19 protein-coding genes and 1 tRNA gene are annotated in these 24,310 nt (G+C 67.2%); 14 read left to right on the top strand and 6 right to left on the bottom strand.

The window, feature by feature from the left end:
• Positions 1–69 precede the first annotated feature (69 nt).
• Positions 70–1,200: a LysM peptidoglycan-binding domain-containing protein gene (locus M2421_RS19095; RefSeq protein ID WP_259209819.1), complete on the bottom strand. Its 1,131-nt coding sequence runs from the start codon at positions 1,198–1,200 to the stop codon at positions 70–72.
• A gap of 126 nt (positions 1,201–1,326) precedes the next feature.
• Between M2421_RS19095 and def the strand changes: the two genes are divergently transcribed.
• The 5 genes from def to M2421_RS19070 all read left to right on the top strand — a co-directional run bounded on the left by def (position 1,327) and on the right by M2421_RS19070 (position 7,361).
• A complete protein-coding gene (def, locus tag M2421_RS19090) occupies positions 1,327–1,839 on the top strand; it encodes a peptide deformylase (protein ID WP_259209815.1) in 513 nt (170 codons plus the stop codon).
• Positions 1,840–1,938: 99 nt separating this feature from the next.
• Positions 1,939–2,862 (top strand): methionyl-tRNA formyltransferase, encoded by a 924-nt coding sequence (gene fmt, locus M2421_RS19085; RefSeq protein WP_259209814.1) that lies wholly within the window; start codon positions 1,939–1,941, stop codon positions 2,860–2,862.
• A gap of 1 nt (position 2,863) precedes the next feature.
• Positions 2,864–4,204, top strand: a complete 1,341-nt coding sequence (gene rsmB / locus M2421_RS19080) for a 16S rRNA (cytosine(967)-C(5))-methyltransferase RsmB (RefSeq protein ID WP_259209813.1) — start codon at positions 2,864–2,866, stop codon at positions 4,202–4,204.
• A gap of 25 nt (positions 4,205–4,229) precedes the next feature.
• Positions 4,230–5,954: a glycosyltransferase family 39 protein gene (locus tag M2421_RS19075; RefSeq protein ID WP_259209811.1), complete on the top strand. Its 1,725-nt coding sequence runs from the start codon at positions 4,230–4,232 to the stop codon at positions 5,952–5,954.
• 141 nt (positions 5,955–6,095) lie between these two features.
• Entirely contained in the window at positions 6,096–7,361 is a 1,266-nt protein-coding gene (locus tag M2421_RS19070) for an O-antigen ligase (RefSeq protein WP_259209853.1), read from the top strand.
• Here the strand turns inward: M2421_RS19070 and M2421_RS19065 are convergent.
• Entirely contained in the window at positions 7,346–8,164 is an 819-nt protein-coding gene (locus tag M2421_RS19065) for a glycosyltransferase family 2 protein (protein WP_259209808.1), read from the bottom strand. The genes M2421_RS19070 and M2421_RS19065 overlap by 16 nt on opposite strands.
• Here M2421_RS19065 and M2421_RS19060 point away from each other — a divergent pair.
• Positions 8,163–9,221 carry a CDP-glycerol glycerophosphotransferase family protein gene (locus M2421_RS19060; RefSeq protein ID WP_259209850.1) on the top strand — a complete coding sequence of 353 codons (1,059 nt, stop codon included), beginning with the start codon at positions 8,163–8,165 and terminating at the stop codon, positions 9,219–9,221. The genes M2421_RS19065 and M2421_RS19060 overlap by 2 nt on opposite strands.
• A gap of 239 nt (positions 9,222–9,460) precedes the next feature.
• On the opposite strand, the gene M2421_RS19055 is transcribed toward M2421_RS19060, so the two are convergent.
• From M2421_RS19055 to M2421_RS19040, 4 genes are all read right to left on the bottom strand, one after another.
• Positions 9,461–11,008 (bottom strand): PH domain-containing protein, encoded by a 1,548-nt coding sequence (locus M2421_RS19055; RefSeq protein ID WP_259209806.1) that lies wholly within the window; start codon positions 11,006–11,008, stop codon positions 9,461–9,463.
• Positions 11,005–11,496 (bottom strand): PH domain-containing protein, encoded by a 492-nt coding sequence (locus M2421_RS19050; protein WP_259209848.1) that lies wholly within the window; start codon positions 11,494–11,496, stop codon positions 11,005–11,007. Before M2421_RS19050 ends, M2421_RS19055 begins: the two co-directional genes overlap by 4 nt.
• Before the next feature lie 132 nt (positions 11,497–11,628).
• Positions 11,629–12,765: a GTP cyclohydrolase II RibA gene (gene ribA / locus M2421_RS19045; RefSeq protein ID WP_259209802.1), complete on the bottom strand. Its 1,137-nt coding sequence runs from the start codon at positions 12,763–12,765 to the stop codon at positions 11,629–11,631.
• Between the two features lie 68 nt (positions 12,766–12,833).
• A complete protein-coding gene (locus M2421_RS19040; RefSeq protein ID WP_259209800.1) occupies positions 12,834–13,751 on the bottom strand; it encodes a lauroyl acyltransferase in 918 nt (305 codons plus the stop codon).
• A gap of 85 nt (positions 13,752–13,836) precedes the next feature.
• Between M2421_RS19040 and dtd the strand changes: the two genes are divergently transcribed.
• From dtd to M2421_RS19000, 8 genes are all read left to right on the top strand, one after another.
• The gene (gene dtd / locus M2421_RS19035; RefSeq protein ID WP_259209799.1) at positions 13,837–14,277 is read left to right on the top strand and encodes a D-aminoacyl-tRNA deacylase; all 441 of its coding nucleotides are present in this window, start codon (positions 13,837–13,839) and stop codon (positions 14,275–14,277) included.
• 88 nt (positions 14,278–14,365) lie between these two features.
• On the top strand, positions 14,366–16,213 hold the full coding sequence (gene rpoD, locus M2421_RS19030) for an RNA polymerase sigma factor RpoD (RefSeq protein ID WP_259209798.1): 1,848 nt from the start codon (positions 14,366–14,368) through the stop codon (positions 16,211–16,213).
• A gap of 490 nt (positions 16,214–16,703) precedes the next feature.
• Positions 16,704–18,104, top strand: coding sequence for a type II toxin-antitoxin system HipA family toxin YjjJ (gene yjjJ / locus M2421_RS19025; protein WP_259209797.1), 1,401 nt, complete (start codon positions 16,704–16,706; stop codon positions 18,102–18,104).
• A 78-nt stretch (positions 18,105–18,182) separates the two neighbouring features.
• Positions 18,183–18,258: transfer RNA gene (locus M2421_RS19020), tRNA-Ile, on the top strand.
• 177 nt (positions 18,259–18,435) lie between these two features.
• The gene (locus M2421_RS19015; protein ID WP_259209796.1) at positions 18,436–19,650 is read left to right on the top strand and encodes an integrase arm-type DNA-binding domain-containing protein; all 1,215 of its coding nucleotides are present in this window, start codon (positions 18,436–18,438) and stop codon (positions 19,648–19,650) included.
• Positions 19,651–20,729: 1,079 nt separating this feature from the next.
• Positions 20,730–21,440: a hypothetical protein gene (locus tag M2421_RS19010; protein WP_259209795.1), complete on the top strand. Its 711-nt coding sequence runs from the start codon at positions 20,730–20,732 to the stop codon at positions 21,438–21,440.
• 347 nt (positions 21,441–21,787) lie between these two features.
• The gene (locus tag M2421_RS19005) at positions 21,788–22,066 is read left to right on the top strand and encodes a hypothetical protein (protein ID WP_259209793.1); all 279 of its coding nucleotides are present in this window, start codon (positions 21,788–21,790) and stop codon (positions 22,064–22,066) included.
• A 1,475-nt stretch (positions 22,067–23,541) separates the two neighbouring features.
• Positions 23,542–24,255 carry a hypothetical protein gene (locus tag M2421_RS19000; RefSeq protein WP_259209791.1) on the top strand — a complete coding sequence of 238 codons (714 nt, stop codon included), beginning with the start codon at positions 23,542–23,544 and terminating at the stop codon, positions 24,253–24,255.
• Positions 24,256–24,310 lie beyond the last annotated feature (55 nt).

The following is a 24,310-nucleotide window of genomic DNA, read 5'->3' as shown; positions in this document are numbered from 1 at the left end:
TCAGGCTAGGCCGGATACAGCGACGGCGCCCTGGGGCGCCGTCGGAGTGTTGCGTAGGGCAATGCCGCGTTACTGCGCGTCCGGATGCTTGGCCGCGTAACCCACCTGGACCGGCTTGAGCCCCTGCATGACCAGCGCGTAGCTGACCTTGTCGAAGGTGCGGAACACCATCGCGTGGGCGGCGTACTCGTCGGGCAGGGTGATGCGGCCGGCGCCGTCGGTCAGCGAATCGTCCATCCGCGACGAGTTGCCGTACTTCATGGTGTTGGCCACGTGGCGCCCCTGGCGCCACAGCGACACCACGGTGCCGTTGTCGATGCCATTGGCGCTGCCGGCCGAAATGGCGATCACATCGCGCGGGCCACCGGCCAGGAACATGTCCGTCACCGCCAGCACGCGGATGTCCAGGCCTTCGGTCTGGGCGGCCGGGACGTGCGGGAAGAACTGCAGGTCGTAGGGGTTGGCCTCGACCGGAACCAGGCGGTCGCCCTTGCGCACTTCGCGCCCGCCGACCTGGGTCTGCAGGGCGATGGTGGTCACATCCACGTCGCCAGCGGCGACCTTGGTGACCGTGCCCACGTTGACCTGGACCAGCTCGTAGCCGAGCGTCTGGTTGCGCTTGCTGGGAACGATGTAGTTCTTCCAGAGGTTGCCGCTGCCCGGGGTGACGTCACCGCGGTAGGTGAGGTCCTCGGTCGGCTTGGGCAGTGCGTACTGCACGCTCGGCCGGACCACCGCCCAGCGCTGGCCCACTTCGGCCCCGTCCAGGCCGCGGACATAGGCGACCTGGCCACTGGTGGCGCGCAGGCGGTTGTCTTCCAGCCCGGCCACGAACGGCAGGGACTTGATCTCGTCGACCACGCTGAGCTGCTTCAGGAACGGCTCGACCTGGTCCAGCGGGATGCCGTTGATCGGCGCTTCCTGGCGCGGGCCGGGCTGGGCCACGACGCGGTCCAGGTAGGCCAGGCTCAGTACGTCGCCGGGGTAGATGAGATGCGGGTTCTTGACCTGCGGATTGGCTTGCCAGATCTCCGGCCACAACCACGGCTTTTTAAGGAAGCGCGCGGAAATGTCCCACAAGGTATCGCCCTTGCGGACGACGTAGGTATCCGGGTGCCCGCCATTCACTTCAACGGCGGTAGCATAGGTGGCGACGGTCAACATCGCCACGGCGACGACCGTACGAGTACGTTCAAACATAGGTGTGGTGCCTGATTCCCCAACAGGTTCGCGCACTATAGTCCAGAAACCGGGGCGCAGGGCAAGCGTTGGCGATAGAATTGCGACGTACGCCGCTTCGACCGGCGCCCCCTACCGGTATTTGCCATGGCTATCCTGCCTATTCTTGAGTTTCCCGATCCGCGCCTGCGCACCAAGGCTGCGTTGATGGAGGCCGCCGAGGTCACCACCCCGGCCTTCCAGGAACTGATCGACAACATGTTCCACACCATGTACGAGGCCCCCGGCATCGGCCTGGCCGCCAGCCAGGTGGACGTGCACAAGCGCTTCATGGTCATCGACGTCAGCGAGGAGAAGGACACCCCGCAGGTGTTCATCAACCCGGAGATCGTCGCCAACGAGGGCGGCCAGGTCTACCAGGAAGGCTGCCTGTCGGTGCCGGGCATCTTTGCCGACGTCACCCGCGCCAACCAGATCACCGTGCGCTTCCTGGACCGTCAGGGCCAGCCGCAGGAACTGACCACCGACGGCGTGCTGGCGGTGTGCATCCAGCATGAGATGGACCACCTGGACGGCAAGCTGTTCATCGATTACCTCTCGCCGCTCAAGCGCGAGATGGTGCGCAAGAAGCTGGCCAAGCAGCGCAAGCACGTTGCCTGAGATGGCCACGGGCACGGCCGCGCGGGCTGACCGCGCGCCGCACCCGGTTGTTCGGCGCCGGCCACCGGCGCCGTTTTTCTTTCTGCAAGTGGGGTCGCCATGAAAATCGTCTTTGCCGGTACGCCGGAGTTCGCCGTGTCCTCGCTGCGCGCGGCGGCGCGCCACCATGAAGTGGTGGCCGTCTACACCCAGCCGGACCGTCCGGCCGGACGCGGGCGCGGGCTGATGCCCTCGCCGGTGAAGCTTGAGGCGATCGCGCGCGGCATCCCGGTGTTCCAGCCGGAAAACCTCAAGACCCCCGAGGCACAGCAGCAGCTGCGCGACCTGCAGCCGGACCTGATGGTGGTGGTGGCCTATGGCCTGATCCTGCCCAAGGCGGTGCTGGCCATCCCGACCCACGGCTGCTGGAACGTGCACGCCTCGCTGCTGCCGCGCTGGCGCGGCGCCGCGCCGATCCAGCGTGCCATCCAGGCCGGCGACAGCGAGAGCGGGGTCTGCCTGATGCAGATGGAGGCCGGCCTGGATACCGGCCCGGTCCTGCTCAAGCAGCACGTCGCGATCGGCGCCAGCGATACCGGCGGCCACCTGCATGACCGCCTCGCCGAGCTGGGCGCGCAGGTGCTCTCCGATGGCCTCGGCCTGCTGCGCGCGGGGATCAAGCCGATCGCCCAGCCCCAGCCGGAGGCCGGGGTGACCTATGCGCACAAGCTGGACAAGGCCGAGGCGCGGCTGGACTGGGCGCAGGACGCGCAGGCGCTGGAGCGCACCGTGCGTGCCTTCAACCCGTGGCCGATCGCCGAGGCCCAGCTGGCCGGCGAACGCGTGCGCATCCACGGGGCGGTGGCGCTGCCGGACAACCAGGGCAAGGCCCCGGGGACCCTGCTGGCGGCCGCGCGCGAAGGCATCGACATCGCCTGCGGGCAGGGCGCGCTGCGCCTGCGCGTGCTGCAACGCGAAGGCGGCAAGGCGATCACCGCCGCCGACTACCTCAACGCGCGCCGCGACCTGAGCGTGGGCGCCTGAGATGACCCGTATCCAGCAGGACAAGCAGGCCCCGCAGCGCGTGGCAATGGCCCCCGGCGTGCCCACCCGCGTGCTGGCCGCCAAGGTGCTGGCCCAGGTGATCGGCCGTGGCCGCTCGCTCAAGGCCGAGCTGGCCAAGGCATTGCCCGAGTTGGACGACAGTCGCGACCGCGCGCTGCTGGAGGCACTGTGTTTTGCGGTGCTGCGCCGGCGCGGCGCCTATGACGCCGCCCTGGCGCAGTGGATGCAGCGTCCGCTGAGCGTGCGCGAGGATGAGTTGCGCGCGCTGCTGCTGGTTGGTTTCGCCCAGCTCGACGCACTGGAACTGCCGGCGCACGCGGCGCTCTCGGCCACGGTCGATGCGGCACGGGCGATGGGCCGCGACCGCCAGGCCGGCATGGTCAACGCGCTGTTGCGCCGCGCCCAGCGCGAAGGCATCCCGCAGCGCCCGGCGCGCGAGGCCTTCCCGGACTGGATGGCCGACAAGATCGAACAGGACTGGCCCGAGCAGGCCGACGCGGTGTTCAGTGCCAGCCTGGTGGCCGCGCCGCTGTGGCTGCGGGTCAACCGCCAGCACGGCAGCCGCGAGGCGGTGTTGGCGCAACTGGCCGACGGCGGCATCGCTGCCGAGGGCTCCACGCTGGGCAGCGACGCGGTCCGCCTGCCGGTGCCGGTGGCGGTGTCGGCGCTGCCCGGTTTCGCCGCCGGCGCATTGTCGGTGCAGGACCTGTCGGCCCAGCTGGTGGCCGACGCCCTGGCGCCGCGCCCCGGCGCGCGGGTGCTGGATGCCTGTGCCGCCCCGGGCGGCAAGTCCGCGCACCTGCTGGAGCGCGACCCGACCCTGCAGTTGCTGGCGCTGGACATCGATCCGCGCCGGCTGAAGCGGATCAGCGAGACCTTCGCGCGGACCGGCGTGGGCGCGCAGGCGCGGGTGCTGGCCGCCGATGCCACCGACCCGGACAGCTGGTGGGACGGGCAGCCGTTCGACGCCATCCTGCTCGATGCACCCTGTTCGGCCACCGGCATCATCCGCCGCCAGCCGGACGTGCTGTTGCACCGCCGCCCCGCCGACATCGAGGCGCTGGTGGCCCTGCAGGGGCGTCTGCTGGATGCCTGCTTCCGGATGCTCGCCCCCGGCGGCACCCTGCTGTATGCGACATGCTCGATCCTGCGCGAAGAGAACCAGTTCCAGGTCGAAGACTTCCTCCAGCGCACCCCCCGCGCAGGCTTCCTGCCATTGGATGAACGCTTCGGCCACGACTCCTGGGCCGGGCGCCAGCGCCTGCCGGGTGAAGAAGGTGCTGACGGTTTCTTCTACGCGCGTCTGCTAAAAAAGGGCTGATCCACTGCTGCCCTCCATGCGTCCCATGCTCAATTCCCGCGCGTCCCGAGAGTTCTGGTTGCTTGCGTTGATGGCCTTGCTGGTCCTCGGCGCCGGGCTGGGCATGCGCGATCCCTGGCCGTCCGACGAGCCCCGCTTCGCCCTCGTGGCCAAGCAGATGGTGCTCGGCGGCGACTGGCTGTTCCCGCATCGCGGCACCGAGCTGTACTCGGACAAGCCGCCGATGCTGATGTGGGCGCAGGCGGCCTTCTACAGCGTGTTCGGCAACTGGCGGGTGGCCTTCCTGCTGCCGTCGCTGCTGGCCGCGCTGGGCACGCTGGCCTGCGTCTACGACCTGGGCCGGCGGCTGTGGACGCGCCAGGTCGGGCTGTATGCGGCTTGGGCGCTGCTGTTTGCGGTGCACTTCACCTTCCAGGCGAAGAAGGCCCAGATCGACCCGTTGGTGGTGTTCTTCATCACCCTGGCCAACTACGGCCTGCTGCGCCACCTGCTGTGCGGGCCGGCGTGGCGTTGGTGGTGGCTGGGCTGGTTCGCCGCCGGCCTGGGGGTGATCACCAAGGGCGTGGGCGTGCTCGCGCTGCTGATGATCCTGCCGGCGGCGGTGGCCTCGATACTCGGCTGGCCGCGGGTGCGCCTGCACGTGCGCGACTGGCGATTCTGGCTGGGGCCGCTGGCCTTCGTGCTGGCGGTGCTGTTGTGGCTGCTGCCGATGGTGCTGGCCGCCACCGCCAGCGGCTCGGTCGAGTACCGCGCCTACATGGACGACATCCTGTTCCGCCAGACCGCCAAGCGCTACGCGCAGTCCTGGGACCACCACCAGCCGTGGTGGTATTTCCTCGGCACCATGCCGTCGATGTGGGTGCCGGCGATCCTGGCCCTGCCGTGGGCCATCCCGGCCTGGTGGCGGCGTCTGCGCCGGCGCGATCCGCGCTACCTGCTGCTGCTCGGCTGGTGGCTGCTGATCGTGCTGTTCTTCTCGATTCCGCACGGCAAGCGCGACGTCTACATCCTGCCGTCGCTGCCGATGTTCTGCCTGGCGTTGGCGCCGCTGCTGCCGGGGCTGCTGCGCCGGCGCGATGTGCAGTGGGTGCTGGCCGGCTTCGTCGGCCTGCTGGCCTTGGGCCTGCTCGGCGCGGGCATCGCCATGCTGACCGGCCAGCCCGGGTTTGAAAGCCGGCTGATCATCGAGCGCGGCATCAATACCAGGCTGACCTCGGCGCTGGGCTGGGTGGGCGTGGCGCTGGGCTGCTGGGCGGTGTTCAGCCTGTGCGCGGCCGGCGCGCGGCGCTTCCACCTGGCGGCCGCAGCCACGCTGACCATGGCCTGGGTGGCCTACGGCCTGGTCGGCTACCCGTTGTTCAATGATTCCAGTTCCGCCCGCGGCCTCATGCAGCAGATCGGCCAGCGCATCGGCCCGGACGGCGAACTGGGGCTGGTGGCCTGGAAGGAACAGAACCTGCTGATGGCCGACCGTCCTGCCACCACCTTCGGTTTCAACCGTCGCTGGGACCGGCAGCTGCGCGATGGCGTGGCCTGGCAGGCCGCGCAACCGACGCGACGCTGGCTGGTGGTGCAGGAAGACGCGCTGCTTGGCTGCGTGGACCGCGATACCGCGACCCTGGCCGGGGTCGCCAACCGTCGCCGTTGGTGGCTGGTGACGGCCAGCGACATCCATGGGCCCTGCGTGGCCACCGCGGCCGAGGCCGAGCGCGAGCGCACCCTGCACAAGATCGATGGCGATGAAGATTGAGCCGAATGACAGGGCGCGCGCCGCAGGGCACGTCGTTCATGCCCGCGGGCGCCGGTTGCGTCCGAGCAGTGCAAGGGCATGCATGCCTGTGTGTGGTCGAGAGTGGCAATGAAGCACACCAACCCCCGTCCGCTGCCCGAGATGTCCCTGCCGCCGCTGCAGGGCCGGGGACGGATCGCCCACCAGCTGGCCAATCTCGGCTTGTTCTGCCTGCCGGCGCTGATCCTCACGGTGCCGCAGAACCTGCTGCCCTACGGCATCGTGCTGCTGCTCAGCACGTTGCTGGCGCCGGAACTGCTGTGGCGTGCGCGCCACCTCGCCGGCCGGCCGGTGGCCATGCTCACCTGGATGATGCTGGCGGCGATCGGCCTGGCGCTGCTGTCGATGTATCTGTTCGACCAGGGCCTGCGCGACATCGACAACCGATCGCGGTTCGCGGTGATTCCCTGGCTGGCGCTGTGGGTGTGCGCGTTCCGGCCGGAGCTGCGCTGGCTGTGGACCGGTTCGCTGGTGGGCCTGCTGGGCACCATGCTGCTGGCGATCCTGCAGGTGGCCGGCGGCGCGCCGCGCGCCGACCTGAGCACCAACGCGATCGTGCTGGCCGACATCGTGCTGGTGCTGATGGTGCTGCTGGTGTTCTGCCGCCCCCACCGGCGCTGGAGCTGGGTGATCGTGGGCATGGTGGCCGGCTGCGTGACCATCGTGCTCAGCGGCAGCCGCGGCGTCTGGCTGGCGTTGCTGGCGCTGCTGGCGGTGATGGCCATGAGCCTGCGCTGGCGTACCGGGCCTGCCCGGTTCGGGGTTCTGCTGACGGTGCTGGCGATCGCCATCGCGCTGGCGCTGACCATTCCCAGCCTGCGCGAGCAGGTGCGCCTGACCGAACTCAAGCACGACGTGGTGCGCATGGAGCGCGGCGACAGCGACTCCTCGGCCGGGGCGCGCGTGGAGCGCCTGCAGGTGGCCTATGAGACCTTCCTCGACCATCCGCTGACCGGCGTGGGCATCGGCCATTTCGACAGCGCCATGCAACGCCTGCCGGTATGCCGCGACGATCCCGGTGAGCTGCGCTGCCACCTTGGCCACGCGCACAACGACCTGGCCGAGTGGTCGGCCACGCAGGGCGTGCCGGGCGTGCTGCTGTTGCTGGCGGTGTATGGCGTGCCGCTGTGGGTGTTCGTGGGCCTGCACCGGCGCAGCGGTGAAACCACCTTCCGCGGGCCGGCCGCGGCCGGGATCATGATCGTGGTGGCCTACGTGCTGTGTGGCATCACCCAGTCGATGTTCGCCCACCAGATCACCGCCAGCTTCTACGTCACCATCGTGGCGCTGCTGGCGGGCCTGTCGGTGATGCAGGGTCACCAGCGCCGGCAGGCGCTGGCCCAGGCCCGGGCTCAAGCGCCGGGCTGATCGCGCGGCGGGTCGGTCACCGGCTGGCCGTGCTGCAGCATCCACAGCATGATGGTCTTCTGGCGCACGTAGTTGGCGCGCACATAGGCGTACACCAGCCCGTGCCAGCCGTCGCGGAAGCCGCCACGCAGCAGCAACCCGCGCCAGAACCGCCACGCCGGTGCCAGCACCAGCTTGGCCAGGGTGGCGCGCTTGCCGCGTGCGAACTCGTGCTCGGCCATCATCCGCGCGTAGCGCTGGGTCTTGATCAGCTGCTGCTCCAGCGAACGGTACGGATAGTGGATCAGGTCGCCGCGCAGCACCCCGACGCTGCCATCCACGCTGGCGGCCTCGTGGATCTCGCGCTTGCCGCGCCAGCCGCCGTGGCGGCGGTCGAACAGGCGCAGCACGCGATCCGGGTAGGCATTGCCGTGGCGGAGGAACTTGCCGAAGTACGCCGACAACCGCGCGAAGCGGTAGCCGTGGTGCCCGGCAAAGCCATCGGCCTGGGCCGCCAGGATGGCCGCGCGCAGCTCCTCGCTGATGCGCTCGTCGGCATCCAGGCACAGCACCCAGTCATGCACGGCCTGCTCCACGCAGAACGCCTTCTGGCTGCGGAAACCATCGAACGGGCGTTGCAGCACGCGGGCCCCGGCGGCTGTCGCGATCGCCACGGTGGCATCGGTGGACTGGGAGTCCACCACGACGATCTCGTCGCAGAAGGCCAGCGAGGCCAGGCAGTCGCCGATGCGGTCGGCTTCATTGAACGCGATAATGCAGGCCGAGATGCGAGGCCGTTCAGTGGGAGCGGTCGTGGAGGACATGATGGCCGAGTACCTGCTGTTTGCGACGGAGCGTTATGCGCTGCCCATTCTCGCCCCACTGGCCCAGGCGTTGCACGCGTCCGGTCAATCGGTGTCGGCCTGGTTTGCCGATGGGGCCGCCGGATCGCAGTTGCCGGGCGTGCCCAACGTGGACCTCCGGCAGGCGCTCGCGCTGCGCCCGCGGGCGGTGTTCAGTGCCGCCAACTGGGTGCCGCCGTTCATCGCCGGGGCCAAGGTGCAGGTGTTCCATGGCTTCAACGTGCAGAAGCGCGACAGCGCCCGCGGTCACTTCCGGGTGCGCGGCCTGTTCGACCTGTACTGCACGCAGGGCCCCGCCACCACCGATCCGTTCCGTGCGCTGGCCGAGCGCGAGGGGCACTTCGCCGTCGCGCAGACCGGGTGGCCGAAGCTGGACCCGCTGTTCCGCGAGGATGGCGGTGCCAGTGCCGCACTGCGGGCGCCGGCTGCCGGCCGCCCGGTGATCCTGTTCGGGTCCACCTTCACCGAGCGCCTCAGCGCGGCGCCGCACCTGTACGAGCAGATCGCGGCCGACATCGCGCGCGGCGAGCGCTACTGGCTCCTGACCCTGCACCCCAAGTGCAGCGAGGCGCTGTTCGCGCGGTATCGCGCGCTGGCCGGCGCCCATGCCGCCTTCATCGAGCCGGAGCAGGTGATGGCCGCGCAGCGCGCCGCCGACGTGCTGGTGTCGGACACCTCCTCGATCGTGTCCGAGTTCCTGGTGCAGCACAAACCGGTGGTGACCTTCCGCAACCGCGTGCCGCAGCCGCACATGATCGACTTCGATGAGGCAACGGCATTGCCGGCGATGCTGGACCGTGCGCTGGCCCCGGAACCGGCACTGATGGCCGAGATCCGGCGCTATGCCGAGACGATCCACCCCTATCGGGACGGCTGCTCCAGCGAGCGGGTGATCGCCGCCACCGAGGACTTCCTGGCCGGTGAGCTGGGCGTGCTCAAGCGCAAGCCGTTCGGCGCGTGGACGCGCGGGCTGCAGATCCGCAGGGAGCTGGGGTACTGGGGGCCGGCGAAGCGTTGAGGCGTTGCCACGCATGGCGTGGCACTCCAGGGCGGTGGGTCGGACGGCTGCCACGCATGGCGTGGCACTCCAGGGCGGTAGGTCGGACGGCTGCCACGCATGGCGTGGCACTACAGGGCGGTGGGTCGGACGGCTGCCACGCATGGCGTGGCACTACAGGGCGGTAGGTGGGACAGCTGCCACGCATGGCGTGGCACTCCAGGGCGGTGGGTTGGACGGCTGCCACGGATGGCGTGGCACTACCAGTGCAGGCGGCGCTTGGCCAGGGCCTGGCCCAGCTGCGCATACACCGCGCGGGCATCCGCTTCGGGCAGGTAGCGCAGGCACAGGGGAATGCTGCCGCCGGCCCCGGCGGTGTCCAGCCAGACGCTGGCGGTGCCCAGCCAGCGGTCCAGGGGGGAGCGGCTCAGGCGCAGCGACTGCAGCTTGTCCAGTTCGGCGAAGCGCCACCAGCGCTGCCACCAGCCGCCACGGGCGGCCACGTACTGCGCATCCAGGTGATAGCCCATGCGGGCCATCTGACGGTGCGCGCGGAACGCCGACCACGGCAGCCACAGCAGGATCAGGGCCCCCATCGGCAGCCCGTTCCACACGGCTGCGGCCGCCACCACCGGCAGCCACAGCAGGGCCGGCAGGCACAGTCGCCACCAGCCGCGTTGCTGCACCGGCTGCCAGCGTGCCGGCGGCCACTGCAGTTGCGGCAACAGATGCCGCACCAGCGCATCACAGGCCTCTGGCGTCGCCAGTGGGGCCAGCTCGCGCAGGTCGCGGCGCTCGTTCTCCACGGCGGCGCCCGCGGCGATGTCGATGCGCAGGTGGCGACGCCGGGCCCAGCGCTGCAGCGGGCTTTCGCGCAGCGTCCAGGCCTGGATGCGGCGCCGTGCAACGCTGCTGCGCAGGCGCGTGAGCAGGCCACTGACCACGGTCAGGCGCCGCTCGTGCTCGCTGAGCTGGAACCCGTAATAGCGCAGCAGCGCCAGGGCCACCGAGAACACCCGCAGCAGCACCCAGAAGCCCAGCACCGCCAGCAGCGCCAGCAGCGCCCAGACCCACGTCGCCGGATGCAGGTGGCTGGCGTAGCCGAATGCCTGGCGGCTGCCGTATTCGATCGCATCGGACATCGTGCCGCGCGGGAACAACTGCATCGTGGCGCCCAGCGCGGCCAGCACCACCACCCAACCGCGGTTGGAGAGCAGGCCGATCCGCACCACGTCCCAGGGACTCAGTCGCAGCAGCACCGCATCGTCGCCACGCGGCGGCGTGGCGGCGGCAACCTCCGCCGTCGCGGCGGTCGGCACGGCCGGCGCCTGGCCGCGGTGGCGGACCAACTGCTCCAGGGCCAATGCCTGGGACAGCTTGAGCACGCGCATCTCCGCTTCCGGGCGCGCGCCGCCGGCCGACTCCAGCCGCAGCTCGGCCACGCCGAACAGGCGGTGCAGGGGGTTCTGGTGGACCACCACGTTGTGGATGCGTGCGAACGGGATTTCGCGCCGGTTGCGCGACACCACCCCGCTGCGCACGCTGATCCCGTCGCGCCCGATCCGGTAGCGGTAGGTGAGGAACTGCAGGATCGAGACGCCGACCAGTACCGCGATGACGACCACCGCCGCCGCATAGGACCACATCTCGTCGCGGTCACCGCGATTGCCGAATACCAGCAACGCCACCAGCGGCAGCAGGAACTGGCGCATCTGCATCAGCAGCACGAACAGCCACGACCACGGATGCAGCCGCTGCTCCTGGGCGGGATCGACCGCGGCGTCGTCGATCGGTGGCACGCTGCTCACAGGGCGTCGTCGTCCCGGTCGAGCTGGTGGGCCAGCGTATCGCGCAGGTGTTCGGCGTCTGCGGCATCCAGCCCGCTCAGGGTCACCGCGCTGAAGCGGCTGCCGGCGGTGTGCACCACCAGCGTGGCCAGTCGCGCGCCACGCTCGATCGGGCCGCGGCGCAGGTCCAGGTGCTGCACGCGCGAGATCGGCACGTGCGTTTCCAGCTGCCACATCAGGTCGCGGCGCATGCCCAGCCCCGCCTCGTCCAACCGCCAATAGGTGCGGCGCTGGCGTCGGAAGCCGAAGGCGGCCCCGATCAGACCGCCGAGCACCAGCATGCCGGCCGCGCCATACCAGCGCAGCGGCAGGTCGAGCACGATCCAGCCGACCGCGCAGGCGCCGCCGATCAGCGCGGTGCCGCCGATGGCACCGGCGATGGCCGCGATGCCGGCGGCGCGCAACGGCAACGGCTGCCAGCGGGTTTCAGCCTGCAACGGCGGCGGCAGCGGGGGCGGGGCGGGAAGGACGGGGGTGTCGATGGCGTCGGGCAAGGCAGGGGGCTCGGCAGTGGGATGCGTGCCGGGCGTCGTTCCAGTGCTGCCGCGCCCGTCGCGCAGACGGTAGCAGGTTGCCGCGCGCTATTGCGCGGCCTGGATCAGTGCGTCCACATCGAGCAGGTGCCCGGCACGTTCGGCCTTGGTACGCAGGTACTGCTCGTTCTCGGTGGTGATGTCGCCGGTGACCGGCACACAGTCCACCACCTCGATGCCGGCATTGCGCAGGCGCTGCGCCTTGGTCGGGTTGTTGCTGAGCAGCTGGACGCGCTGCACGCCCAGGCCCTGCAGCATTGCCACCGCGCTGCCGTAGCGGCGCTCGTCGGCGCCGAAGCCCAGCTGCGCATCGGCGTCGATGGTGTCCAGGCCGTCGTGCTGGTAGCCGTAGGCACGCATCTTGGCGGCGATGCCGGTGCCGCGGCCTTCCTGGTCCAGGTACAGCAGCACGCCACCGCCCAGGTCCTTGAGCTTGCGCAGGCCACGCCGCAGCTGGTCGCCGCAGTCGCACTTGAGCGAGCCGAACAGGTCGCCGGTGAGGCACGAAGAATGCACCCGCACCGGCACCACGCCGGACAGGTCCGGGGTGCCGACGATGATCGCCACCTGGTCGCGTTGGGCCACGCCGCCGCGGAACACCGCGAACTCGGTCATGCCGACCTCGCGCAGCGGCACCGGCGAGCGCGCCACCAGCTCATAGGCGTGGGCGGCCTGTTCGGCGCCCTGGTGCAGGTCGCACAGCGAGACCTGCGCGCAACCGTCGAAACGGGTATCGGCCGGGTCCAGCAGTACGCCGACCATGGCCGGCAGCAGCAGGCCCAGCCGCGCCACTTCCACCGCACCGTCGTCCAGCGCCTGCCCGGCGCTCCAGCCCGCGGGCATCGCCCCCGGCTCGCGCAGGTAGCTCAGCGAGGGCAGGGCATCGAAATCGACGCCGGCCAACGGCACCCGTGCGCCGTGCTCGGCCGTCACCCCCAGCACCCGCGCGCGCGTAGCGGTGAGGAACAGGAAGTGGCGCGCATCGGCGGCCTGGGCAAACGCGCTGAAGCTGCTGCGGGTGCTGCTGTCCAGCGCGATGAAGGCCAGGCGCTGGCCGTGGCTGTCATCGATCACCACCGGGCGGCCGGCACGCAACTCGGCCACTGCCCGCTCGCAGCGGATCGCGGCCGGATCGCCGAACAGGAGAGAAGCAGCATCAGACATGGCAGGGGCCGTGGGGGACATCGTGGGTTCACAGTGGGGACGGAAGGCGCCGATTCCAATTGCGCAGACGGCGCGACACAGCGTCGCATTCAGTGCGGATGTTGCTCGGTAGCGTACGGGTCCACTTCACCACTTTCCGGGGGGCGCAGCGTGTAGCGCTTGTAGGTCCACTGGTACTGGCTGGGGTCGCGCCGCGCGATCCGCTCCAGCCCGGCGTTGAGCGCGGTGGCCGCCACCCGCGGGTCGGGATCGGCCACGGCCGGCGGGGCGGGCTCGATGTGCAGGGCGAACTGCATGTCCGGCCCGACCCGTTCGCACCAGCCGTACAGCACGGTGGCCCCGGTGCGCTCGGCCAGCCGGTTGACCAGGGTCATGGTCAACGCCTCGACACCGAAGAACGGCGCGAACACGCCGTCGCCGGCCTTGGGCTGCTGGTCGGGCAGGATGCCGGTGGCGCCGCCGTCCTTGAGCACCTTGAACAACTGGCGCACCGCCGGGCCTTCGGCGCGGACCTGGCGGACGTTGTCGCCGCCACGCACCAGTTGCAGGAATGCATCGCCGACCGCCTCGTCGGGGGCCTTGTAGACGATGGCGATCGGGCCGCGCGAGGCCAGCCACTGGTTGAGCAGCTCCCAGTTGCCATGGTGCGGGGCGGCCACGATCACGCCCTTGCCGGCGGCCAGCGCGGCGTCGTACAGCGCCTCGCCATGGCGCTCGACCAGGCAGGCCAGGTTGTCCTGGCGGGGGCGGGTCCACAGGCGCAGGGTTTCGATCGCCTGCATCGCGGTGGAGCGCAGCACCTGGCGATGCAGCACGGTGCGTTCGGCGGGCCCCATGTCCGGGAAGGCCAGTTCCAGGTTGCGCCGGGTGACCCGGCTTTCACGGGCGTTGAGACGGATCCATAGGCCGGCCAGCGCAGCCCCGATGCCGCGTAGCCAGGACCAGGGCAGGCGGGTGAACAGGGCGGCGGCGCGGTAGGCCAGGCGGGCAGTGGTATGCGGTTTCATCACCGTGAAGTCTAGCCGCTGGCCGCCATCCTCGCCGGCGGCCGGGCGCGTTAAGGTAGGCCGCCCCGTCCCAGGAAGCCCGCCCATGCTTGTTCTGATCCAGCGCGTCACCCAGGCCAGTGTCAGCGTGGAGGACGCGGTGGTGGGTCGGATCGGCCCGGGATTGCTGGCCTTGGTGGGCATGGAGCCGGGCGACAGCGAGGCCGGGATCGCACGCATGGCCGATCGGCTGCTCGGCTACCGTGTATTTGCCGATGAGGGCGGAAAAATGAACAGGTCGCTGGCCGATACGGGCGGCGGGCTGCTGCTGGTGAGCCAGTTCACCCTGGCAGCCGACACCTCCAGCGGGATGCGCCCGGGGTTCAGCACCGCCGCACCACCCGTGGAGGCTGAACGCGGATTCAACCGATTGGTGGAGATCTGCAGGCAAAAACACGTTCCGGGGGTGGAAACCGGCCAGTTCGGCGCCCATATGGTTGTCAGCCTGGTCAACGATGGTCCAGTGACCTTCCTGCTCAGACCCTGACCCCGGGACCACCGCCCGGGCCGGCAGGGCGCCGGGCTGGTATAATGCTAGGTTCTATTCCTCTCCCTGCCGGTGGCGCGAGCACTACATGGCCAACGAACGTCCTGCCCAGCAAAACGACATCAAGCTTCTGATCAGCAAGGGCCTGGAACAGGGCTACCTGACCTACGCCGAAGTCAATGACCACCTGCCCGACGACATCGTCGACCCGGAGCAGATCGAAGACATCATCGGCATGATCAACGGCATGGGCATTGATGTCCATGAAGTTGCGCCCGATGCAGAAACCCTCCTGCTCAACGACGGCAACACCGGCAACCGCGAAGTCGATGACACCGCGGCCGAAGAAGCTGCCGCCGCGCTGAGCGCGCTGGACACCGAAGGTGGTCGCACCACCGACCCGGTGCGCATGTACATGCGCGAAATGGGTACCGTCGAGCTGCTGACCCGCGAAGGCGAAATCGCCATCGCCAAGCGCATCGAAGAAGGCCTGGGCCAGGTCCAGGCCGCGCTCGGCACCTTCCCGGTGTCGGTCGAATCGCTGCTGGCCGACTACGACGCGCACAAGGAAGGCAAGAAGCGCCTGGCCGAAGTGATCGTCGGCTTCAACGACCTGGTCGAAGAAGTGCCGGCCCCGGTCGTGGCTGAAGACACCAGCGACGACGCCGACGAAGACGCCGATGAAGACGACGACGGCGACGACGTTGAGGAAGAAGCCGGCCCGACCGGTCCGGACCCGGAAGAAGTCGCCCGCCGCATGCAGGCGCTGGCCGATGCCTACGCCGCCTTCAAGAAGGCCGCCGCCAAGGGCGACCGCAAGCCGCTGGCCAAGCTGCGCGACGACATGGCTGCCGTGTTCGTCACCCTGAAGCTGCCGCTGCCGCTGACCGACGTGCTGGTCAAGCAGCTGCGCGACGTAATGGCCGACATCAAGTCCCACGAGCGCCGCGTGCTGAACCTGGCGACCGTGACCGCGCGCATGCCGCGCAAGGACTTCATCCGGTCCTGGGAAGGCAACCAGACCAACCTGGAGTGGGTGGAAGACGCACTGAAGCGCAAGCAGAAGTGGTCCTCGGCCCTGCGTGACGTCAAGGACCAGATCATTGCCGAGCAGCAGGCCACGCTCGACATCGAAAAGACCACTTGGCTGGAACTGGACGAGCTGAAGGAAATCAGCCGCGCCATGGCTTACGGCGAAGCGCGTGCGCGCAAGGCCAAGAAGGAAATGGTCGAGGCCAACCTGCGCCTGGTGATCTCCATCGCCAAGAAGTACACCAACCGCGGCCTGCAGTTCCTCGACCTCATCCAGGAAGGCAACATCGGCCTGATGAAGGCCGTGGACAAGTTCGAATACCGTCGTGGTTACAAGTTCTCCACGTATGCGACCTGGTGGATCCGCCAGGCCATCACCCGTTCGATCGCCGATCAGGCGCGCACCATCCGTATCCCGGTGCACATGATCGAAACGATCAACAAGTTGAACCGCATTTCCCGCCAGATGCTCCAGCAGTACGGCCGCGAGGCCACGCCGGAGGAGCTGGCCAAGGAAATGGACATGCCGGAAGACAAGATCCGCAAGGTGATGAAGATCGCCAAGGAGCCGATCTCGATGGAAACCCCGATCGGCGACGACGAGGATTCCCATCTGGGCGACTTCATCGAGGACACCAACGTGGAGTCCCCGATCGAGAACACCACCAACATCAACTTGTCTGAAACCGTGCGCGACGTGCTGGCTGGCCTCACCCCGAGGGAAGCCAAGGTGCTGCGCATGCGCTTCGGCATCGACATGAACACCGACCACACCCTCGAGGAAGTCGGCAAGCAGTTCGACGTCACCCGCGAGCGCATCCGCCAGATCGAAGCGAAGGCGCTGCGCAAGCTGCGTCACCCGAGCCGGTCCGAGCAGCTGCGCAGCTTCCTGGATATCGACTGATCCCAGGCGGCCGGTAAGGCGTTCAATAAGCCCCGCTTCGGCGGGGCTTTTTTGTGGGCGGCGGCGGGGCGGTGGGCGTTACCTCGCTGCGCGCTGGATCGGCTGCCCCGGGTCGTCATCTCGCCGCGCCGGATCGGCCGCCCAGTTGTCACCTCGCTGCGCGCCGGATCGGCCGCCCAACGGTCACCTCGCTGCGCGCCGAATCGACCATCCAGTCGTCACTTCGCTGCGCATCGGATCGGCCGCCCAGTCGTCACCTCGCTGTGCGTCGGATCGGCCGCCCACAATCGTAGAGCCAGCCCATGGCTGGCTGCTTTTTCGGCTCCGACACTCAACTTTTTACGTAAATAAATACGTAAATTAATTATCGAGTGAAAAAGCTGTTGCATCCAATAGACGCATTATGAATCAATGGGTTGAAATAACGCGATGTTGCTAACAGCCATCTTTTGCCGTATAGATTCGTAACTTAATTCCGTTGGTCCTCCCCATGGCGCGCCCTCGCACCCTCGAGCCCCAGGATCTGCTCAACAGCCTGCCCGCCGGCGACGCCGTGCCAGCAGGTGCCCTGGTCGCGCGTCTGGGGATCACCCGGCCCACGCTCGCACGCCTGGTCGCCGAGGCGGGCGACCGCGTCGTACGCCTGGGCCATACCCGCGCTACCGCCTACGCCGTCCGCCAGCCCACCGCGGCCGGCAGCGAGTGGCCGCTGTTCCGGCTGCGCGCCGATGCCACCCTGGAAGAGCTCGGGACCGTGGTGGCGCTCACCGGCGATACCTTCCACGTGCAACCCGATACCGCGCGCCCCAACCTCACCCGGCCACCGGACTCCGGCGTGGAAGGCCACTTCCCCGGCCTGCCGTGGTACCTGGACGACCTGCGCCCGCAGGGCTTTCTCGGCCGCACCTTCGCACACCGTCGTGGCCGTGAGCTGGGTGTTCCCGACGACCTCAACCGCTGGCAGCTCGGCGACACCCTGATGGCCCTGGTACGTGCAGGGGGTACTGAAACCGGCGATCTGCTGCTCGGAGGCGATGCGGTGGATGCGGAGCTGCGCGCGCTGGACGCGCCACCGGATCGGGTGCGGGCCGACGAGCGCGCCGTCCACTACCCGGCGCGCGCCGCCGCTGCGCTGGAAGGCGAAGACGTCGGTTCGTCTCCCGGTGGCGAGCAGCCGAAGTTCACCGCCACCGTCGACCATGCCAATGGCCGCTACGCCGCACTGGTGAAGTTCGCCCAGCCCGCCGCAGGAGACGCCGCGGAGCGCTGGGCCGATCTGCTGGCATGCGAGCACCTGGCACTGACGTGCCTGCGCGATGCAGGCGTGCCTGCTGCTGCATCGCAGTTGATCCAGACCGACAGCCACACCTTCCTCGAAGTAGAGCGCTTCGACCGCACGCCGGACGTACTGGGGCGACGCGGCTTCGTCTCGCTGCTGGCGCTGTCCTCGGCCTTCGTCGGCGAGGCGACCACGACCTGGGGCGTGGCTGCAGAGGCGCTGCTGGCGCAGCGCTGGGTGGATCGCGACACCGCCACGGCCATGGCGCGCCTGCACGCTTTCGGCCGGCTGATCGGCAACAGCGACATGCATCAGGGCAACCTCGGCTTCCATCTGGTGGATCGCGGCCCGCTGCCACTGGCACCGGTGTACGACATGCTGCCGATGTCGCTGGCCCCCTCCCGCACCGGCGTGCTGCGTGCGGCACGCCCGCTGGCGCAGGTGGCGCCGGAGCGCAGTGGCGACCTTGCGCACCTGCAATGGGCGGCGCCACTGGCGCTGGACTTCTGGCAGCGGGTGGCCGGGTCGCGGCTGTTGCGCTCGACGGCGCTGCGGGCGCTGGCGGCCGAGAACGCCGGCAGGGTGCAGGCAATGGGGCAGCGGTTTGGCTGAAAGGGGCGGCTGAGACGATTTCGGTGACGTTCGCAGTGGAAAGCAGCCGTTGGCGTCCACTACACTGTGCGGCCGCAAGGGCCTATAGCTCAACGGTTAGAGCAGAGGACTCATAATCCTTTGGTTCCAGGTTCGAATCCTGGTGGGCCCACCACATTGAAGTCCGACGACGTCCAGGGTTGTCCGAGCGAAGCATGGAAACGCGCTGAATTGAGCGATCTACCGTCCGTCGGCGTCCATCTGCGTCCACTTGCATCCGGCAAAAAAGTGAGTCAGGCTGTGAGCCAAGGGTCGGGAATTTCCTACCCCGACTCACTGGCGGATGACTCACATGCTCACCGACACCAAACTGCGCGCACTGAAGGCCAAGGACCGCCCCTACCGGGTTGCGGATTCCAATGGCCTTTGCATAGAGGTGCGACCGTCCGGATCCAAGGCATGGCGCTACCGCTACAGGTACGCCTCCAAGGCGAGCATCGTCACCATCGATGAGTACCCGTCGATGTCGCTGCAGCAGGCTCGGGCCGAGCGTGACAAGCTGCGAGCGTTGCTGCGAGGCGGGGCCAACCCGGCTCACGTCGCCAGGGCCGAGCGAGCGGCTCACGCTGACCGTGTTAACAGCACCTTTGGTGCCATCGGCCTGGAGCTGCTAGCCAAGCGGGCCAAAGAGGGGCTGTCCCCAGGCTCGGTAAAGCGCGAGCGGCGCCTGATTGAAAAGGATCTGGCGGCAATCGCTGCTATGCCTATCACCGACGTAACCGCCCCTATCCTTTTGGCGGCCCTGCGCAAGCTTGAACAGCGGGGTGTGGTCGAAACCGCCCATCGAGCGCGGTCCCATGCGGGCCGGGTCTTCCGCTATGCCCTGGCAACCGGCCGTGCCGAACGGAATCCTGCAGAGGACTTGGCCGGGGCGCTCGAACAGCCCAGGACTAAGCACTTCGCAAGCCTCACAGACCCCGAACAGATCGGCGAATTGCTGCGGGCCCTGCATTCCTACCAAGGCTCTCCAGTCACCCAAGCGGCCCTTAGGCTTGCCCCTTTGCTCTTTGTGCGCCCCGGCGAGCTTCGTGCCGCCAAGTGGGCTGACATTGACCTAGATGCCGGGGAGTGGCGGTACGTCACCAGCAAGACGAAGACCCCCCATATCGTCCCCCTGTCCGACCAGGCCGTGCAGGTGCTTGCGGAGCTGCAGCCGCTGACCCGGCGCAGTGAGTACGTGTTCCCGGGCGTCCGGAGTGCGTCTCGGCCCATGAGTGAGAACACGATCAATGCCGCCCTGCGGAACCTCGGCTTTGACGGAACAACCATCGTCGGCCACGGCTTCAGGGCAATGGCGCGGACGGTGCTGGACGAGGTGCTGGGGTTCCGTCCGGACTACATCGAACACCAGTTGGCGCATGCCGTACACGATCCACTGGGGCGGGCGTACAACCGCGCCACCCATCTGCCCGAGCGACGCAAGATGATGCAGGCATGGTCTGACTACCTGGACACCCTCCGTGAGAACGGCCGCAAGGTCGTCCCGCTGCGGAAAAACCGGGCCTAAGGCTCATCTACAAGGGAGGAACGAAAGAGTAGAGGCACAGAAACAAAGCGGCCGAGAAAGGGGCTGGAACCCCTAGCTCGGCCTACCAAAACCGACTATTAGGAGTCGATCATGGATCGCAGCATTATAGAACCTGCGCGTGAACGGGCGCGCGTGGCCTCGAATACCCCCCGCACCGTGGGACTCGCCGGCTGCAGCCTGCTCTTCAGCGCTTGGCGCGAACGCAAGCAAACGCAGCCGAACGCAACCCGTCGCCCCCGACGCCTGCAGCTCTGGCTGGCCAACCACGGGGATTCCAACCTCTACTGGGCCTGCACCCTTCTGTTTGCTACTGGTGTGCTACTGGCACTCCTTAGCGCACCCGTAGCAACCCCCTACTCGACCATGGGAGGGCAGTGCCATGCGAATCATTGACTTCGCCGCGTCTGCCGATCCGATTGACCGCCTTGTGGCGAAGGGCGCCCCTGTGCGGGCCCTTGTTGCCCTAGAGCCGGGCGGGGTTGAGTGGCTTGCCCTTCATCAGGACGAGCGCTTCCGCCTCTGCTACTACGACGAGAGCGGAGTTGTAGCCACCCAGGACGTGGATGCCGTGGGGCTTGTGCTGAGGGCTCAGGAATTGGGCTGGACGGCCATGCGAGATTTGGAGCCGAGCTCCAGTCCCTGGCTCTTCGACCAAGCCTCCTACCACCTCCGCCGTGGGGTGCACTGGTACGCATCGGCTACCGACAGAACCGACGAAATGCTTCCCCTTGGCTTTCCCGAAGTGGCGTTAAAAGCAGGCCTAGAGCGACAGCGACGGCGGGAAGCGGCTTCGGAGAGGCGCTGGTCGCGGGCACGGCAGGACGCTGCCAAGCGGGCGCGACAGGAGGCAAGGCGGGAGGCAAGTCGGGTTCTCGACGACCTTACCGAAGATCTGCTGCGCTCTCGGTCTGCTGATGGCCTTGGCTTTCAAACGAAGGCCCAAGCTAGACGCGCAGCCCGTGAACTCCTAAACGACATGATCGCCCACCTGAGAAGTACTAGGTAGGATGCGGGAAGCCAAGGGACTACCTTGGAAGGCGCCATAGAGAGAACCGCTGATGACTTCGACTCATCTATTTAAGGATCAGGAGGCAGAGGCTGCTTGGCGGAAGCTAAGGGCATCTGCAGAGTATGTGGTGTGTCTCGAATCGCTCAAGGGCAAGAATCGGAGGGGTAGGAGGCTGGGAGCGACGTTGGAAGATTGGATAAGTGGCGCAGTGATGCATGGTCTCGCAGAACTGGAGCCATTCGAGAAGATGACCTCAAAGCAAAGGCAGGCCGCATCGAAGAAGATGGTCGCCCACTGCGAGGCTCTACGCGAACTCCTCGTACCCTTCTATAACGAGAGAACCGGTCTTGATTGGCCATTCCAGCCCTATCTAGATCGCGCTGCGCTTGAGAGCGCGATCAACTACCAAGCGAACTGGCCGCAGAATTTCGAGGATCTGGACGAAGATGACAGAGAAGATTCCTTGTACCGCATTCGGTTCTCTATCTATCACGGCATAAGGAAGGACCTGGGGCTAGTCTTCGATGCAATCCATAACGGCGCGCTTCATCTGGCGGAGCTGCAGAGCGAAGTCAAGAAGCCGAACGACTCCAATGTAAGGCGGTTGCGCTTCATTCGGCGCTTAACGAACGAGTTCATGCGCGAGTTCGGCACCCCCCACAGAGCGCTTGTGCTTGCGCTGGCCTCAGTTTTCTTCGAGACCAGTGACATGGACGAGGCGGCAATTTCCAAGCTCGCACCTATTCCTAAGGGAGCATAGACGCGTCACCCTGAATCAGAATCAGAATTCCTGGTTCTGATTCAGCCTGAGTCAAATCCAGAATTGTTCAAGCAGATGGCATGTTGAACTCGCTCCCGTATCCCTAAATTTCGACTCACCCGCCGCATTGCGGCATACATGGTGCAGTCAGTGGATACACATGGACACAGGGAGTTCCGGCCCTTTATCCCGGAATGCACGAAGGTCGGTATCGGTCGATCCAAGGCCTACGAACTGGCAAACGCAGGTCTGCTCGAGACGATCAGCATCGGTCGGAGACGGTTCGTCTACCTCGATAGCCTGTACAGCCTGCCCACTCGGCTACAAAGCGGCGCGGGGACATCCCCATGACCGATCTCGACTTCAGCGGCCTCACCATAGATCAGCGGCGGCTGATGGATGCGGGCGGATGGACAGCTGACGGGACGCAAGCAGCTCCGTCCCGGCCCGCTGCCCAGCAGCTGGTAAGACGAGGACTACTTGAGGCCTATCCAGCAGTCCTTGAGGACGACCACGGCTCGTACGGAGTAACCGAATACTACGTGCCACTCAACGTGCGCGCCGCCTGGCTAGAGTTCAAATCACGCCTTCCGCAGCGGGCTGAGCCGGTGGAGGACGAGCCGTGAAGACCCAAGACACTTCGTCACTTGTGCCCCATACCCCTTCTGGCCTCTTGGTATGCCTAAGTACTGGCCGGGTCTTCAACCCAGATGGGCTGGAGGTAGGCGTACAGACCGCCGACACCTACGTCCGAGTACTCAAGCGGATGACCTCGGCGGATCGCCTTCGCACTTGGTACGCGCATCGCGTGGTTTGGGAGGCTGCTCACGGGCCCATCCCTGAGGGGATGCAGATCGATCACCTGGACGCCAATGCGGGAAATAACGCGCTTTCCAACCTCGATCTCGTGACTCCTCAGCAAAACCGAGCAAGGCAGGCTCAGCGAAACCTGCTGCGCTACGGCTGCCGCTCCACCTACTGCAAGTTGACCCCAGAGCAGGCACTGGCGATCCGCGACAGTGCAGAGGCCGTCCCCGCCAGAGTTTGGGCCCAGCGCTTGGGGATCTGCATACGGACGGTCAGAGATATCCGGCGTGGCCGTACGTGGGCGCATCTTTCAGGCGCTGCCAGAACCAAGAAGAAGCCGCGAAATAAGCCCTAACCGGCTCTCTACCTGTTGCCCTTGGGGGGTATATGAAACGAGCAGACAACTGCCGTCTGGAACGTCCTATTGGCCGAGGTAAGGGCGATGGGAGGTGACCATGTGCCACGAATTTCAGACAGGAAGCGATCCCAGATCAAAGGTCGCGGCAAGGGCCCGCCCTTCCTCTCCATCGAGCACCGCATTGCCGACTCAGATGAGTTTGGATGCCTCTCAGGGCACGCCGCAAAGCTCTTGCTTGAACTTGCACGGCAGTACCGGCCAGGCCGCAATGGGGACATCAGCATCCCTTGGTCACTTTTGCGGACCCGTGGCTGGAAGAGCCAAGGCACCGTCATGGGTGCAAAGCGCGAGCTTCTGGAGGCTGGGTGGATCATCGAAACCCGGAAGGGTGGGCGGAACCGGTGTGGGCTATATGCACTCACCTATTACCCCATTGATGAGTCCCACAAGCACCAAGAACCGGCAACCCACGTGGCACCGCATCTCTGGCAGCAACGGCGCGAAATGTAGTCGCTATGCGGAGCAAGTTGGTCGCTATGCGGAGCAGTGGCGCAAATCCTTGCTCCACATACAGACCAAGTTAGTCGCTATGCGGTGCAGTCAGCCACTTATCCACATCCCCTATTGGTCGCTATGTGCACACCTATCTAGATATCTACCAAGCGGAGCAGCCTGCGCACTGGGTGTGATGGGCTCCCCTGGGCATCGCTACCGGGAGGCGCACTCTTGGACCTGAGACCATCGCGAACAGAACCAGCCACTGCGGGCGGCTTGGATGCTACTAGCACTGCTACTAGCATCGATACAGCACTGCTAGCAGCATCGGAGAGCAAACTGCCGTCTCGGCCAAGGAAGGGAGGGCCTTGGCAGGAAGGTTCAACCAACGTGGACCGGGCGTCCCGAGCGGTGGCGGCTGCTTACGGCTGCGGAGCGTGCATGGCGATGGTCTGGCATGCAAGTTGGGTGGAGGTTCCCGTGGCCGAGGACGGAACAGTGGATCCTGCCGGTTTGGCCATCCACAGCCGTGGCGCGGTTGTCCACGACGCTCGAAAGTACCTTCCCAGAGGACGACATGCGCGTGCGGCCGCCCTGTCCGCTTTCAATGCGGACAAAAGGCGGACAGTGGAGGCGTTCGACAACGCGACAAACATGCGTGCCGACGCGTCAAATCCTGATATGCACGCGTCGAGGACGAGGCGCGTCCATGCTTGGAGCAACAAGGCGTCCCCTGGTGTTGTGGTGATCCCTGCGGTTCGTCCGGTTCGTCCGGTCCTGATGGCGCTCGCTGACGCCGGCTTGGACGGGCCGCTGGAGGACTGGCTGATGCTCTATGCCGCCCAGCAGCTTTGGCGGTGGCCGCAGGTTGAGCTGTACTTGGTCGCGCTTGGCCACGAACGTCACCACGCCCGAGAGGCGGCTGCGCGGCTTCTGGGTCTTGGGCGTAGCTACAGGGACGGGGCAGCGAGCGAGGGTGTTAGGGAGTCTGCGTACCGCAACAGAGTTCGCGCGATTGAGCGGGTCCTGTGGGACTGGCTGGAGCGTGCGAGCTACGCGCTTTTGGAAGAGCTGGGCGAGGCGGGGAACCGCGACTGGAACGCGGGCGACGGTCTGTTGAGCCCTGGCGCAGGCAGGCCAGTCGCCGAGGCTTAGCGAGATATCCGCTACGGCTGCCGCTGTCCGGGCTGGGAGCTATTTACACCCGCCA

Origin of the sequence: Stenotrophomonas sp. BIGb0135, from assembly GCF_024810105.1 — a bacterium.
In the GTDB taxonomy this organism is placed as follows: Bacteria; Pseudomonadota; Gammaproteobacteria; order Xanthomonadales; family Xanthomonadaceae; genus Stenotrophomonas; species Stenotrophomonas maltophilia_AB.
Note: the sequence above shows the minus strand (reverse complement) of the source record. Positions and strands in the feature narration are given on the sequence as shown.

What these genes read in the sequence shown, in the direction of transcription:
- M2421_RS19095 (WP_259209819.1), bottom strand. Translation starts at nt 1,200, where the DNA reads ATGTTTGAACGTACTCGTACGGTCGTCGCCGTGGCGATGTTGACCGTC.
- def (WP_259209815.1), top strand. Translation starts at nt 1,327, where the DNA reads ATGGCTATCCTGCCTATTCTTGAGTTTCCCGATCCGCGCCTGCGCACC.
- fmt (WP_259209814.1), top strand. Translation starts at nt 1,939, where the DNA reads ATGAAAATCGTCTTTGCCGGTACGCCGGAGTTCGCCGTGTCCTCGCTG.
- rsmB (WP_259209813.1), top strand. Translation starts at nt 2,864, where the DNA reads ATGACCCGTATCCAGCAGGACAAGCAGGCCCCGCAGCGCGTGGCAATG.
- M2421_RS19075 (WP_259209811.1), top strand. Translation starts at nt 4,230, where the DNA reads ATGCTCAATTCCCGCGCGTCCCGAGAGTTCTGGTTGCTTGCGTTGATG.
- M2421_RS19070 (WP_259209853.1), top strand. Translation starts at nt 6,096, where the DNA reads ATGTCCCTGCCGCCGCTGCAGGGCCGGGGACGGATCGCCCACCAGCTG.
- M2421_RS19060 (WP_259209850.1), top strand. Translation starts at nt 8,163, where the DNA reads ATGATGGCCGAGTACCTGCTGTTTGCGACGGAGCGTTATGCGCTGCCC.
- M2421_RS19065 (WP_259209808.1), bottom strand. Translation starts at nt 8,164, where the DNA reads ATGTCCTCCACGACCGCTCCCACTGAACGGCCTCGCATCTCGGCCTGC.
- ribA (WP_259209802.1), bottom strand. Translation starts at nt 12,765, where the DNA reads ATGTCCCCCACGGCCCCTGCCATGTCTGATGCTGCTTCTCTCCTGTTC.
- M2421_RS19040 (WP_259209800.1), bottom strand. Translation starts at nt 13,751, where the DNA reads ATGAAACCGCATACCACTGCCCGCCTGGCCTACCGCGCCGCCGCCCTG.
- dtd (WP_259209799.1), top strand. Translation starts at nt 13,837, where the DNA reads ATGCTTGTTCTGATCCAGCGCGTCACCCAGGCCAGTGTCAGCGTGGAG.
- rpoD (WP_259209798.1), top strand. Translation starts at nt 14,366, where the DNA reads ATGGCCAACGAACGTCCTGCCCAGCAAAACGACATCAAGCTTCTGATC.
- yjjJ (WP_259209797.1), top strand. Translation starts at nt 16,704, where the DNA reads ATGGCGCGCCCTCGCACCCTCGAGCCCCAGGATCTGCTCAACAGCCTG.
- M2421_RS19015 (WP_259209796.1), top strand. Translation starts at nt 18,436, where the DNA reads ATGCTCACCGACACCAAACTGCGCGCACTGAAGGCCAAGGACCGCCCC.
- M2421_RS19010 (WP_259209795.1), top strand. Translation starts at nt 20,730, where the DNA reads ATGACTTCGACTCATCTATTTAAGGATCAGGAGGCAGAGGCTGCTTGG.
- M2421_RS19005 (WP_259209793.1), top strand. Translation starts at nt 21,788, where the DNA reads ATGACCGATCTCGACTTCAGCGGCCTCACCATAGATCAGCGGCGGCTG.
- M2421_RS19000 (WP_259209791.1), top strand. Translation starts at nt 23,542, where the DNA reads ATGGCGATGGTCTGGCATGCAAGTTGGGTGGAGGTTCCCGTGGCCGAG.